Raw genomic sequence first — 13156 nt, forward strand, 5'->3', positions numbered from 1 at the left:
ACGCTCAGGCAACATCGTGATTGGCCATGCGCTCCAGCGCACGCACGAGGCCGGAATGGTCGAGACCATCATCACCATGCGCCGCACAGGAATTGAACAGTTCCTGCGCCGTGGCCGTGTTGGGCAGCGAGACACCCAGAGCCTTCGCGCCCTGAAGCGCCAGATTGAGGTCTTTCTGGTGCAGGGAGATGCGGAAACCCGGATCGAAGGTCCGCTTGATCATGCGCTCTCCATGCACTTCGAGAATGCGCGAGGAGGCAAAGCCGCCCATCAGCGCTTCGCGCACCTTGGCCGGATCTGCACCCGCCTTTGAGGCAAAGACCAGCGCTTCGGCAACCGCTTCGATGTTGAGCGCCACGATAATCTGATTGGCGACCTTGGTGGTCTGGCCATCGCCGCAATCACCGACCAACGTGATATTCTTGCCCATCAGCTTGAGGAGCGGCAGCGCCGCATCAAAGCTTGCCTGCGCACCGCCAGCCATGATGGAGAGGCTCGCATTCTTTGCGCCGACCTCGCCGCCCGATACCGGCGCGTCGATATATTCAGCCCCGGCAGCGCGGACTTTTTTTGCAAATTCCTTCGTCTCGATGGGCGAAATCGAGCTCATGTCGATGAGTGTCTTGCCCTTGCCCAGGCCTTCAACCGCGCCGTTTTCGCCGAAAAGGACTTCGGCCACCTGCGGCGTATCCGGCAGCATGAGGATGGTCGTTTCACATTCCGCGGCCACAGCCTTGGGCGTATCGAGAACCGTCAGCCCTGCATCCAGCAGGTCCTTGTGCGGCGGCTGGCTATGTTTCGAGGTGAAAAGCTGGTGGCCTGCACTTTGTAGATGCTGCGCCATCGGCTTGCCCATGATACCCAGTCCGATAAAGCCGATCTTGGCCATTTCGTTTACTCCCTATTTTATTAAGCGCTCAGCCGTTCAGCTTCATATAAGTCTTTGTTTTCACGCATTATCCAACGCAAAACCGCTTCGCACTTTTGCTGGAAATGCTCTGAACCAGCCCAGACCTTCCTCGGTCGTTGTCTTCGGCTTGTATTCACAGCCGATCCAGCCCTTGTATCCGGCGTTCTTCAGCGCTTCGAAGACGTTCGGATAATGGATCTCGCCGGTGCCGGGCTCATTGCGTCCCGGATTGTCGGCAAGCTGCACATGCGCAATCAGCGGCTTGTAGCGTTCATAGGTGGCGACGAGTTCGCCACGCGTGCGCTGCTGGTGATAAAGGTCATACTGGATGAACAGGTTGTTGCTGCCCACCTCGTCGATAATCGAAACCGCCTGCTCCACCGTGTTCAGATAGAAGCCGGGAATGTCGTAATGGTTGATCGGCTCGATCAGCAGGCGGATGCCGTGCTTTCCCAGTTCCTTCGCCGCCAGCCGCAGATTGCTGACGAAAGTCGCCCGCATCACATCCGGGTCGATGCCCTGCGGCGCGATACCGGCAAGGCAGTTGACCTGCGAACAGTTGAGCGTCGTGGCATAATCGATGGCGTCGGCCACCCCACGACGGAACTCGTCCACACGATCCGGCAGCACGGCGATGCCGCGCTCGCCGCCCGCCCAATTGCCCGCAGGCAGATTGTGCAGCACCTGCGCCAGATTGTGACGGGTCAATGCTGCTTTCAGCTCATGCCGGTTGAACTCGTAGGGGAACAGATATTCCACCCCGGTGAACCCCGCTTTGGCGGCCAGCGCGAAGCGATCCATGAACGGCGCTTCGGTGAAAAGCATGGTGAGATTGGCTGCAAATCTTGGCATTTCCGCCTCCTCTATTAGGCAATTCCGAACGAAGAAACGTCTCACGCTTTTCCCGGAATAGCTCTCAACGTTGTTCTTTTCCCTCATCCTGAGGAGCCTCTCGAGCTTGTCGAAGAGAGGCGTCTCGACGGGCGAGGGAAAATGCACTGCGCCTGCCCTCGTCCTTCGAGGCTTCGCTTCGCTCCGCACCTCAGGATGAGGGGCGGAGGGGGTAGCGAAGCGACAGAGGGGTGTGAAATCTTCACGCTTTAATCCAGCAATGCCGCAATCGCAGTCGGCGCATCCTCGCCGCGCTCGGCCAGTTCCTCGAACTCGACCACCTGATCAATGTCGGTTCCCATGGAAATATTGGTGACGCGTTCCAGAATGAATTCCATCACGACCGGCACCTGATGCTCCTGCATCAACGCCTTGGCCTGCTCGAAACTTTCCGCAAACTGGTTGGGGCTGCGGACCCGGATCGCTTTGCAGCCGAGGCCTTCCGCAACCGCCACATGGTCGACGCCGTAACCCTTCTCCGCATCGCCGGACGCATTGATGTTATCGAAGGCAAGGCTGACCTCGAAATCCATGTTGAAGCCGCGTTGCGCCTGACGGATCAGGCCGAGATAGGAATTGTTCACGACGACATGGATGTAAGGCAGTTTGTGCTGCGCGCCGACCGCCAGTTCCTCGATCATGAACTGGAAGTCATAGTCGCCCGACAGCGCCACGATGGGCCGATCCGGATCGGCAGCGCGGACACCCAGAGCCGCAGGCAAGGTCCAGCCGAGCGGACCAGCCTGTCCGCAATTGATCCAGTTGCGCGGGCGATAGACATGCAGAAACTGCGCACCCGCAATCTGGCTGAGGCCGATGGTGGTGACATAGCAGGTGTCACGACCGAAAGCCTTATTCATCTCCTCGTAAACCCGCTGGGGTTTCAGCGGCGTCTGGTCGAAATGCGTCTTGCGCAGCATGGTGCGCTTGCGGCCCTCGCATTCCTTCGCCCAGCCGGACCAGTCGCGCAACTTGCCCGCCGCCTTCCATTCAGTTGCGACGTCGAGCAACTGCTTCAGCGCCTTGCCCGCATCGGACACGATGCCGAAATCCGGCGCAAAGACGCGCCCGATCTGCGTCGGTTCGATATCGACATGGATGAAGGTGCGATCCTTGCGATAGGTATCGACATTGCCGGTATGCCGGTTGGCCCAGCGATTGCCGATGCCGATGACCGCATCGGAAGCCAGCAGATTGGCATTGCCATAACGGTGCGAGGTCTGAAGACCGCACATGCCCGCCATCAGACGGTGATCGTCCGGGATGACGCCCCAGCCCATAAGGGTCGGGATGACCGGAATGCCGGTGATCTCAGCGAATTCGACAAGAAGATCCGACGCATCGGCATTGATGATGCCGCCGCCTGCGACAATCAACGGACGTTCCGCTGCGTTCAGCATGGCAATCGCCTTTTCGGCCTGCGCCCGCGTGGCGGCTGGTTTATAGGCTTCCATCGGCTGATAGGTGTCGATGTCGAAACCGATTTCGGCCATCTGCACATCAATCGGCAGATCGATCAGCACCGGACCGGGACGGCCCGACTTCATGATATGAAACGCCTTCTGGAAGACAAATGGCACCAGCGCCGGTTCCATGACCGTGACCGCCCATTTGGTGACAGGCGCCGCGATCTTGGCGATATCGACCGCCTGAAAATCTTCCTTGTCAAGACGCGCGCGCGGCGCCTGCCCCGTCACGCAGAGGATCGGAATGGAATCAGCGGAAGCCGAATAAAGGCCGGTGATCATATCCGTGCCCGCCGGGCCGGAGGTGCCGATGCACAGGCCGATATTGCCATGCTTTGCCCGCGTATAGCCTTCGGCCATATGCGAAGCGCCCTCAACGTGACGCGCCAAGATATGGCGGATCGAACCGCGCGCTTTCATCGCCGAATAAAATGGATTGATAGCCGCGCCCGGCACGCCGAAAGCGCAATTGATCCCTTCCCTCTCCAGCACAAGCACGGCTGCATCGACTGCACGCATTCTGGCCATGGCCAATCCTCCTATGGAAACATTCTCCATTTACAAAAGTTATAATTTAAAAATGGAAATGCATACCATTATATGGAAATAAAGATTTTCAACGGAATGGAGATAATCGGCTATACCCTCTGCGCCTTTCCGACTGGCAATGGATGCGATAGTGGTAACTCTGAAGTTCAGGCGGGATTCGGAGACGGGTGATGGAACAGGCCAAAGCAAAGCGGGGCCGCAAGGCGGCGGAGAATGCCGCACCCTCATCCGTGCAGGTTCTGGACCGCAGCCTCAAGCTTCTGGCGTTGATCGCCGATAATGACGGCTCGACCCTGACGGACCTTGCTGACGCGAGCGGCATGGCCCCTTCCACGGTGCACCGTCTGTTATCCTCGCTCGCCAATCACGGCATGGTTTCCCACGATGTGGAAACCGGCGACTGGACAATTGGCGTCAAGGCTTTCGAGATCGGCAATGCCTTTCGCCGTTTCCGCAAGCTGGGCACGCTGGCGCGCCCCTATTTAAAGCAGCTCATGGAAACCAGCGGCGAGACCGCGAATATCGGCGTCGAGGACGACGGCGATGTCGTGTTTATCTCGCAGATCGAAAGTCACGCGCCGATGCGCGCCTTCTTTCGTCCGGGGCGGCGTGGACCGATCCACGCATCGGGCATCGGCAAGGCAATTCTGTCAACGTGGTCGGATGGCGAAATCGCCCGCGCGCTTTCGGGAAAAATGCTGGAGCATTTCACCCAGCGCACGCTCGATGGCCTGCCCGCACTTTTGAAAGACATTCAGGCGACACGCATGCGCGGCTGGTCCATCGATGACGAGGAACACACGCTCGGCATGTGCTGCATCGCTGCCCCGATTTTCAACGAATATGGCGAGGGCATTGCAGGCATTTCCGTTTCCGGTCCCGCCGTGCGCCTGCCAAAGAAGAAGCTTGAAGAGCTGGGGCCGCTCATCCGCTCGACCGCCGATCAACTGACCCGCGCCATTGGCGGCAAGCGGCCGGAAGAGCTTTAAAACAAAAGACCCGCAGCAGATCGCTCCGCCGCGGGCCATCCTCCTCCAGGATTGGCAGATCAGGCGAGTTCCGCCTTGAGCGGCTTGCCCGCCACATAGGTTTCGACAATGGCGCGGTCGTCACCGACCGTTTGCAGCAGGAACAGCTCCTGTTCCAGCGTCGCGCCTGCCGCCATGCGCAAGCGCATCGGCGATGTGGCGGCCGAATCCAGCACCACGATATCGGCCTCCGTGCCTTCGTCCAGCGTGCCGATCTTGTCTTCCATCGACAGCGCCCGGGCATTGCCAAGCGTCATCATGTAGAAGGACTGGAACGGGTTCAGACGCTGTTCGCGCAACTGCAAAATCTTGTAGCCTTCGTCCATGGTACGCAGCATGGAGAAGCTGGTGCCGCCGCCGACATCGGTCGCCACAGCCATGCGCACGCCCGACGCCTTCAGGCGATCACGGTCGAACAGGCCGGAACCGAGAAACAGGTTCGAGGTCGGGCAGAACACGGCCACCGAGCCGGTTTCCGCCATCACGCCCACTTCGCGTTCTTCCAGATGGATGGAATGGCCAAGCAGCGTCTTGTTTCCCAGAAGCCCGTAATGCTCGTAAATACCGAGATAATCCGGCGCATCCGGATAGAGCGACCTGGTGAAGGCGATTTCGTCGTGGTTCTCCGAAAGATGCGTCTGGATGAAACATTCCGGATGTTCACGGGCCAGCGCCTGACTGGCTTCGAGCTGTTCCGGAGTCGAGGTAATGGCGAAGCGTGGCGTGATCACATAGTCGAGGCGGTCCTTGCCATGCCAGCGCGCGATCAGTTCCTTGCTATCGTCGTAACCGGATTGCGCCGTGTCGCACAAAGCGGGCGGCGCGTTGCGATCCATCATCACCTTGCCGCCCAGCATGCGCATGTTGCGATGTTGCGAAGCGCGGAAATAGGCGTCGACACTCTGCGGATGCACCGAGCAATAAGCGACAGCGGTGGTGGTGCCATGGCGGATCAGCTCGTCCAGAAAGCGCTCGGCGATGAATTCCGCGTGCTGCTCATCGGCGAATTTCTGTTCGGCCACGAATGTATAGGTGTTGAGCCATTCCAGAAGATTGGCGGCATAGGACGCGACCACCTGGGTCTGCGGATAATGGATATGCGTATCGATGAAGCCCGGCAGGATCAGATGCGGGCGATGATCGGCCAGTTTCACATCGCTGCCCGCTTCCGCGCTAAGCTCAGCGTAATCGCCAAGGCGCGCAACGCGTCCGTCTTCGACCAAAATGGCGCCATCTTCGATATAGCAATAGGAAGCGCTGTCATCGAGACTTTGCGGCTCATCGCGAAAGGTCAGAACGCGGCCACGGATGAGAAGTCTGGTCATTGTTACTTTGCTCCAGCAGTAGCGGATTCATACCAGGAGGCGAGAAGCTGGCGCTCCTGATCCGTTACCCCGGTGACGTTGGCGGGCGGCATGGCATGGGAGCGACCGGCCTGCAAATAGATTTCGCGCGCATGGGCGGCGATTTCCCGATCCGTTTCAAGCGTCACGCCTTTTGGCGGCGTGATCATGCCTTCCCAGCCGGGCTGCGCCGCGTGACACATGGCGCAGCGTCCCAAAACGGTATCCCGCACTTTGCCAAAGTGCGGGTCCGAGATGAAAGTTTGCTGCAAGGCGGAAACCTTCTGCTCTTCCGGCTGACCGGTCAGAATCTTCGGGGCCGTGGAAAGCCACATGATGATGATGAACAGGATGACCGTCACCAGCCAGGTCCAGGTCGGCTTGCCCTTGCGGGCATGCTGGGTGTTGAACCAATGGCGGATGGTCACGCCCATCAGGAACACCAGCGATGCGATGATCCAGTTATACTGCGTGCCGAAAGCCAGCGGATTGTGGTTCGACAGCATCAGGAACAGCACCGGCAGCGTCAGATAGTTGTTATGCGTCGAGCGCTGCTTGGCGATCTTGCCGTATTTCGGATCGGGCTTGCGACCGGCGATGAGATCGGCCACCACGATTTTCTGGTTCGGGATGATGATCATGAACACGTTGGCCGACATGATCGTCGCCGTGAAAGCGCCCAGATGCAGGAAAGCCGCGCGGCTTGTGAACAGATGCGTATAGCCCCAGGCCACGAACACCAGCACGACATAGAGCATGACCATCAAAAGCGTATCGCTCTTGCCCAGCATCAGCTTGCAGATGGTGTTATAGGCAACCCAGCCGAAAGCCAGCGAGCCAATGGAAATGGCGATGGCGACCGGAACAGACACGTCGAGCACATTCGGATCGATCAGGTAAAGATCGGCGCCCGTATAATAAACGATGCAGAGCAGCGTGAAACCCGACAGCCAGGTGGCGTAGGATTCCCATTTGAACCAGGTGAGGTGTTCCGGCATTTCGGCTGGCGCAACCAGATATTTCTGGATGTGATAGAAGCCGCCGCCATGGACCTGCCATTCCTCGCCATGAGCGCCAACCGGCAAGCCGGGACGCTGGCGCAGACCGAGATCAAGCGCGATGAAGTAGAAAGACGAGCCGATCCACGCAATCGCGGTAATGACATGCAGCCACCGCGCTGCGAAGCCCAGCCAGTCCCAGGCTACGGCAAAATCATACATCAGGCACTCCCATTGTTCGCCCCATTGTTCGTTATCCTATTATGTGCCAAAGCTTTGCGTCCGAGGGAACGTCACAACACGACCATCACTTTCAAAAAAAACTAGACAATCGTGGAGGGGACGCATGTCTTATCTTGATAATCTGCGCGTTTTCGTGCGCGTTGTCGAATTGGGAAATCTTTCTGCCGCCGGGCGCGACCAGCGCGCCTCGCCAGCGGTTGCGAGCAATCGAATCAAGGAGTTGGAGAAGCATCTTGGCGTCCGGCTCTTCAACCGTACCACGCGCAAGCTGACCCCGACCGAGCATGGCCGCATATTCTATGACGGCGCGTTGAAAATCCTCGAAGCGGTCGATGAGGCTGAAGCAGCCGTCGCGGAACTTGCGAAAAATCCCAAGGGATCGATTCGCATTACCGCGCCTTTGGGGCTTGGCCGCAGGCTCATCGCATCGGGCATTCCGGAGTTTCACGACAAATATCCGGACATTGAAGTGCGCCTGCGACTATCTGACCACGAGATCGACATTATGAGCGAAAGCGTGGATGTCGCCTTCAAACTCGGGGTTCTGGAAAACTCCAACTTGCGCATGCGCGGCATCCTGAATTGTGAGCGTGTGATCTGCGCTGCGCCGCAATATCTTGAAAAACATGGAGTTCCGCAATCGCCGGAAGAGCTGCTGGGCGACACGCATGACTGTTTGCTGCTGCGTTTTCCGGGGTCGAAGGAATATTACTGGTCGCTTCAAACATCGGAAGGTCTTCGCAAATTCGAAGTCACCGGGCCTTATGATTCCGATGATGGCGACGTATTGACGCAATGGGCGCTGGGCGGGCGCGGCATCATCAACAAGCCGCTGTTCGAGGTGAAGGAATATCTCCGCGACGGTCGGCTGATACCGCTTCTCGAAAGCACGCCGCCGGCACCGATCCAGCTTGCGGCGATCTATCCGCACAAGCGTTTTCAGGACCCAAAGGTGCGTCTGATCATCGATTTCATGACGGAGCGCTGCCAGCGGCTCATACGGGAAGCGCTGGCTTAAAAAAGCGGCCTGCCAAATCAGGCAGGCTGCGAGACCTTGCTTGTGGTCAAAACGGCGGTCAGCACTTCGGCCGCCGCAAGGGCTGCGATGACTTCGGGGCGTTTGTCCTTCACGACCGCACCGCCGACCGGGCAGATCAGATCTTCAAACAGATCATCGCTGCCGAACTCGCGTTTCAACCAATTTTTGAAAGTCGCCTTCTTGGTCTTCGAGCCGATCATGCCGACATAGATCGCATCGCGGCGTTGCAGCGCCTCGGCGGCGATCAGAAAATCAAGCGCGTGATCATGCGTCAGGATGATGAATGCACTGCCCGGCGGTGCGGAGCGCACCACCTGCTCCGGCATGGCCGCGAGGCAGGTTTCAACGCCCGGCGCGTCGACGGCCATCAGCTCAGCCTCGCGAGTATCCACCAGCACCACCCGCACCGGCGTCAGCGAAAGCGCATAGGCCAGCGCATCGCCGACATGGCCTGCACCGAAGACATAGACATGCGGGCGGGTGGCGATTTCCGCATCGACCTTGCTGACCAGTTCATCCGCAAGGCCGCGATTGACGCGCTTGAAATTCAAGGCCACGCGCCCACCGCAGCATTGGCCGATCTCCGGCCCCAGAGGCACGTCCATCGGTGAATCGCGACCGCCAGCAAGTATTTTCCGGGCATGGTCGATCGCCATATATTCGAGCTGTCCACCACCGATGGTGCGGAAGATCATGTCGCGGGCGACGAGCATCCAGGCCCCGGCATCGCGTGGCGCAGAGCCCTTCACATCCGTGACCTCCACCAGCACGCTGTCGTGGCGACGGTTCAGGAAAGCCCGGATATCGTCCCGCCTGCCCAGCGTGCCGCTGCTCATCGTGCTACCCCTTTTGCGCGCGCAGCCGCTCGATAGCCATCAGCACGCGCTCAGGCGTGGCTGGCGCATCGAGACGCGGGCTGATCTTGTGATCGGCAACGCTCGCCACCGCATCCGACAGTGCATAAAGCACCGACATGCCGTGCGGCAGCGGCGGCTCACCCACCGCCTTGGAGCGATGGATGGTCGGTTCATAGGCTTCAGACCAGTCGGTCAGCGCCACATTGAAAATCTTGGGCCGGTCGGATGCCAGCGGGATCTTGTAGGTGGACGGCGCATGGGTGCGCAGCCGCCCCTTATTATCCCAGACAAGCTCCTCTGTGGTGAGCCAGCCCATGCCCTGCACGAAACCGCCTTCGATCTGGCCGATATCGATGACACGGTTGAGCGACCGTCCGGTATCGTGGAGGATATCGGTGCGTTCCACCACATATTCGCCGGTCAGCGTATCGACCGAAACTTCCGAACAGGCCGCGCCATAGGCGTAGTAATAGAAGGCATGGCCTTTACCCTTGGCACGATCCCAGTGGATTTTCGGCGTCTTGTAATGCCCGGCAGCAGAAAGCTGCACGCGACCGATATAGGCCTGCTTCACCAGTTCGTTGAAGCTGATTTCCTGATTGCCGACGCGAATGCGGTTGGGCAGGAAGACAACCTGATCTTCCGGCACCTGATGCTGCTCGGCAGCAAAACGGATCAGCCGCTTTTTGATCTGGCGCGCGGCATCCTGCGCCGCCATGCCGTTGAGATCAGCGCCCGACGATGCTGCCGTCGGTGCGGTGTTCGGCACCTTGGCAGTGGTGGTCGCGGTGATCTTCACCCGGTCGAGGTCGATCTGGAATTCTTCCGCCACGACCTGCGCCACTTTCAGATGGAGCCCCTGCCCCATTTCGGTGCCGCCATGGTTCATATGCACCGAGCCGTCATTATAGACATGCACCAGCGCACCAGCCTGATTGGACTCGGTCTTGGTGAAGGAGATGCCGAATTTCACTGGCGTCAACGCCATGCCGCGCTTCACAGTGCGGCTTTTGGCGTTGAATGCGCGGATTGCCTCGCGACGCGCGGCGTAATCCGCGCTCTCTTCCAGTTCGGCGACAATGCGCTGGATGATGCAATCTTCCACCTTCTGGTGATAGGGCGTGATATTGCGCGTCGCGCCTTCCGTCCCCATCGCGTCGTAAAAATTGAGCTTGCGGATGTCGAGCGGGTCTTTGCCGACCGCGAAGGCCACTTCCTCGATGACGCGTTCCGCACCGACCATGCCCTGCGGACCGCCAAAGCCGCGGAACGCCGTGTTGGACACGGTGTTGGTGTAAAGCGGCGCGGATTGCGCATGCACTGCCGGGAAGAAATAGGCATTGTCGCAATGAAACAGCGCACGATCGCCGACCGGCCCCGAAAGGTCCGCCGAGAAACCGGCATTGAGCGCGAACATATAATCCACGCCCAGAATATTGCCTTCGTCGTCGAAGCCGACCTCGTAATCAATCATGAAGTCATGACGCTTGCCGGTGGCGGTCATGTCCTCATCGCGGTCGAGACGGATTTTAACCGCGCGCTTGTGCTTCTTGGCAGCGATAGCGGCAATGGCAGCCCATTGATTGGCCTGCGTTTCCTTGCCGCCGAAGCCACCGCCCATGCGGCGCACTTCAACCGTGACCGAATGGCTCGGCACGCCCAGCGCATGGGCAACCAGATGCTGCGTTTCGCTCGGCCCCTGCGTGGAGCAATAGATGGTGACATCTTCATCCTCGCCGGGAACAGCCAGCGAAGCCTGCCCTTCGAGATAGAAATGGTCCTGACCGCCAACCATCATGCGGCCCTTCACCTTGCGCGGCGCATCATCGATGGCCTTGCGGGCATCGCCGCGATTGAGCGTGAGCGGCGTGAAGACGAGACGGTCCTTGGCGCCATCAAGGCCTGCAATGGAAAACAGGCCCGGCATTTCCTCATATTCAACCTTGGCCAGACGCGCGGCGCGGCGGGCCTGATCCCGGGTGCGGGCAATGACGGCAAAGATCGGCTGCCCGTGGAACTGTACTGTATCTACCGCGAAGATCGGATCGTCATGCATGCCGGACGGCGAGACATCGTTTTCGCCGGGAATGTCCTTATAGGTCAGCACATCGACAACGCCGGGCGCTGCACGCACAGCGGAAAGGTCGACAGACTTGATATTGGCATGGGCGACCGACGCAAGGCCGACACCGACATGCAGCGTGCCTTCCGGTTCCGGAATATCGTCGATATAGACCGCATCGCCCGTCACATGCTTATGCGCGGAATCATGCCTCTGATCGGTGGCGACACCACCTTTGATAGCGGCGGCTTTGATCGTGCTTGCAGGATGTTTGTTCATGCCTGCCTCCTTCAGACCGCTTCGATATGCTGAGCGCGCAAGGGTTCGGCTTGCCCTTGCGTTTCGGCATAGAAACGGCGCAACAAATTCTTCGAGACCATCAGACGATAATCCGCCGTGGCGCGCATATCGCTGAGCGGCTGATAGTCCTGCTCATAGGCACCGATTGCCGCATCCACCGTTTCTTCGGTCCATGGCTGGCCCAAAAGTGCCGCCTCAACCGCAAAGGCGCGCTTCGGCGTCGCCGCCATGCCGCCATAGGCGATGCGGATGGAAGCGACCTTGCCTGCTGCATCGAGCGTCATGTGGAATGCGCCGAGCGCCGCAGTGATATCTTCCTCAAAACGCTTGGACACCTTGTAGATCGCAAAGTGGTTGCCTTCCGCCGGGATCGGCACATGCACCGCCTCGACGAATTCGCCGGGCTGACGGTCCTGCTTGCCATAGGCGATGAAGAAATCTTCAAGCGGAATGGTGCGCCGGCTATCGCCCTTGCGCAGCGTCAGACGCGCACTGAGTGCGATCAGCGGCGGCGGCGTATCGCCAATCGGCGAACCATTGGCGATATTGCCGCCGATGGTGCCCATATTGCGCACCTGTTCCCCGCCGATGCGGTTGATGAGACCGCTGAGCTGTGGAATGCGCCTGGCGAGGAAAGAGAAGGCCTCCGTATATGTTACGCCCGCGCCAATGGTGACGACGTTGTTGTCCTCGGAGATGACCCGCAATTCCGTGAGATGGCCGATAAAGACCACCGGCGAAATATCGCGCATCATCTTCGTGACCCACAGGCCCACATCGGTGGAACCGGCCACCACGGTCGCCTTCGGTTCATCGGCCAGCAGTGCTGCGAAATCGTCGAGATCGGCAGGCACAACCAGACGGTCCTTGCCCTCGCCCACTTCGACCCGCGAACCGTCGCGCATGGATTTCAACTGTTCGAGCACATGAGCGCGTTCTGCTGCCAGCGGATCTTCCGTCGTGTTGCCGTAATCGGAAATGGCGCGGGCAGCGCGAATGATCGCCTCGTAACCAGTGCAGCGGCAGAGATTGCCTTGCAGCGCCTTTTCAATAGCCGGGTCAGCGGGCTTGGGATTGCGCATCCACAGCCCGTAAAGCGACATGACGAAGCCCGGTGTACAGAAGCCGCATTGCGAGCCGTGAAAGTCGATCATCGCCTTTTGCACCGGATGCAGACCACCATCGGCCCCGCGCAAATGCTCGACCGTCACGACATGGCAACCATCCAGCGAACCGACGAAGCGAATGCAGGCATTGACGCTTTCATAAACCAGTTCGCTGCCCACGATCTTGCCAACCAGCACCGTGCAAGCGCCGCAATCGCCTTCGGCGCAGCCTTCCTTGGTGCCGCGCAGCTTGCAGGCCAGACGCAGATAATCGAGCAGCGTTTCCGTTGGCGAAACCCGGTCGAGTTCAACCCGCTCGCCATTGAGAAGAAAACATATTCTGTTTCTCACAGACTGAACCATC

At 59.2% G+C, this 13156-nt stretch carries 10 protein-coding genes; 2 read left to right on the forward strand and 8 right to left on the reverse strand.

The features are described from left to right. Window positions 1-4: 4 nt before the first annotated feature. The 3 genes from FHW00_RS10645 to gcl form a co-directional block, all read right to left on the reverse strand. Window positions 5-889, reverse strand: coding sequence for a 2-hydroxy-3-oxopropionate reductase (locus tag FHW00_RS10645; protein ID WP_078337965.1), 885 nt, complete (start codon window positions 887-889; stop codon window positions 5-7). Window positions 890-949: 60 nt separating this feature from the next. Beyond that, the gene (hyi, locus tag FHW00_RS10650) at window positions 950-1762 is read right to left on the reverse strand and encodes a hydroxypyruvate isomerase (protein WP_078337964.1); all 813 of its coding nucleotides are present in this window, start codon (window positions 1760-1762) and stop codon (window positions 950-952) included. Between the two features lie 248 nt (window positions 1763-2010). Next, complete coding sequence (gene gcl, locus FHW00_RS10655) at window positions 2011-3795, reverse strand: glyoxylate carboligase (protein WP_078337963.1); 1785 nt, start codon at window positions 3793-3795, stop codon at window positions 2011-2013. A 191-nt stretch (window positions 3796-3986) separates the two neighbouring features. Between gcl and FHW00_RS10660 the strand changes: the two genes are divergently transcribed. Further along, entirely contained in the window at window positions 3987-4805 is an 819-nt protein-coding gene (locus tag FHW00_RS10660) for an IclR family transcriptional regulator (RefSeq protein WP_078337962.1), read from the forward strand. A 59-nt stretch (window positions 4806-4864) separates the two neighbouring features. Here the strand turns inward: FHW00_RS10660 and guaD are convergent, their stop codons facing one another. Further along, complete coding sequence (gene guaD, locus FHW00_RS10665) at window positions 4865-6169, reverse strand: guanine deaminase (protein WP_078337961.1); 1305 nt, start codon at window positions 6167-6169, stop codon at window positions 4865-4867. A gap of 2 nt (window positions 6170-6171) precedes the next feature. After that, window positions 6172-7407, reverse strand: coding sequence for a urate hydroxylase PuuD (locus FHW00_RS10670; RefSeq protein ID WP_078337960.1), 1236 nt, complete (start codon window positions 7405-7407; stop codon window positions 6172-6174). Window positions 7408-7531: 124 nt separating this feature from the next. Between FHW00_RS10670 and FHW00_RS10675 the strand changes: the two genes are divergently transcribed. Further along, window positions 7532-8446, forward strand: a complete 915-nt coding sequence (locus FHW00_RS10675; protein ID WP_078337959.1) for a LysR family transcriptional regulator — start codon at window positions 7532-7534, stop codon at window positions 8444-8446. 17 nt (window positions 8447-8463) lie between these two features. On the opposite strand, the gene xdhC is transcribed toward FHW00_RS10675, so the two are convergent. The 3 genes from xdhC to xdhA are packed head-to-tail and all read right to left on the reverse strand — an operon-like array spanning window position 8464 to window position 13155. Further along, complete coding sequence (gene xdhC / locus FHW00_RS10680; protein ID WP_078337958.1) at window positions 8464-9303, reverse strand: xanthine dehydrogenase accessory protein XdhC; 840 nt, start codon at window positions 9301-9303, stop codon at window positions 8464-8466. Between the two features lie 4 nt (window positions 9304-9307). Then, window positions 9308-11665 carry a xanthine dehydrogenase molybdopterin binding subunit gene (gene xdhB / locus FHW00_RS10685; RefSeq protein WP_078337957.1) on the reverse strand — a complete coding sequence of 786 codons (2358 nt, stop codon included), beginning with the start codon at window positions 11663-11665 and terminating at the stop codon, window positions 9308-9310. Window positions 11666-11676: 11 nt separating this feature from the next. Then, the gene (gene xdhA / locus FHW00_RS10690) at window positions 11677-13155 is read right to left on the reverse strand and encodes a xanthine dehydrogenase small subunit (RefSeq protein ID WP_078337956.1); all 1479 of its coding nucleotides are present in this window, start codon (window positions 13153-13155) and stop codon (window positions 11677-11679) included. Window position 13156 lies beyond the last annotated feature (1 nt).

It is taken from the genome of Ochrobactrum sp. P6BSIII (assembly GCF_014138065.1).
GTDB lineage: Bacteria > Pseudomonadota > Alphaproteobacteria > Rhizobiales > Rhizobiaceae > Brucella.

Excerpts from the sequence above, each read along its gene's own strand:
- xdhA (WP_078337956.1), bottom strand. The coding sequence starts at position 13,155 with ATGGTTCAGTCTGTGAGAAACAGAATATGTTTTCTTCTCAATGGCGAG.
- FHW00_RS10670 (WP_078337960.1), bottom strand. The coding sequence starts at position 7,407 with ATGTATGATTTTGCCGTAGCCTGGGACTGGCTGGGCTTCGCAGCGCGG.
- gcl (WP_078337963.1), bottom strand. The coding sequence starts at position 3,795 with ATGGCCAGAATGCGTGCAGTCGATGCAGCCGTGCTTGTGCTGGAGAGG.
- FHW00_RS10645 (WP_078337965.1), bottom strand. The coding sequence starts at position 889 with ATGGCCAAGATCGGCTTTATCGGACTGGGTATCATGGGCAAGCCGATG.
- xdhB (WP_078337957.1), bottom strand. The coding sequence starts at position 11,665 with ATGAACAAACATCCTGCAAGCACGATCAAAGCCGCCGCTATCAAAGGT.
- xdhC (WP_078337958.1), bottom strand. The coding sequence starts at position 9,303 with ATGAGCAGCGGCACGCTGGGCAGGCGGGACGATATCCGGGCTTTCCTG.
- FHW00_RS10660 (WP_078337962.1), top strand. The coding sequence starts at position 3,987 with ATGGAACAGGCCAAAGCAAAGCGGGGCCGCAAGGCGGCGGAGAATGCC.
- guaD (WP_078337961.1), bottom strand. The coding sequence starts at position 6,169 with ATGACCAGACTTCTCATCCGTGGCCGCGTTCTGACCTTTCGCGATGAG.
- FHW00_RS10675 (WP_078337959.1), top strand. The coding sequence starts at position 7,532 with ATGTCTTATCTTGATAATCTGCGCGTTTTCGTGCGCGTTGTCGAATTG.
- hyi (WP_078337964.1), bottom strand. The coding sequence starts at position 1,762 with ATGCCAAGATTTGCAGCCAATCTCACCATGCTTTTCACCGAAGCGCCG.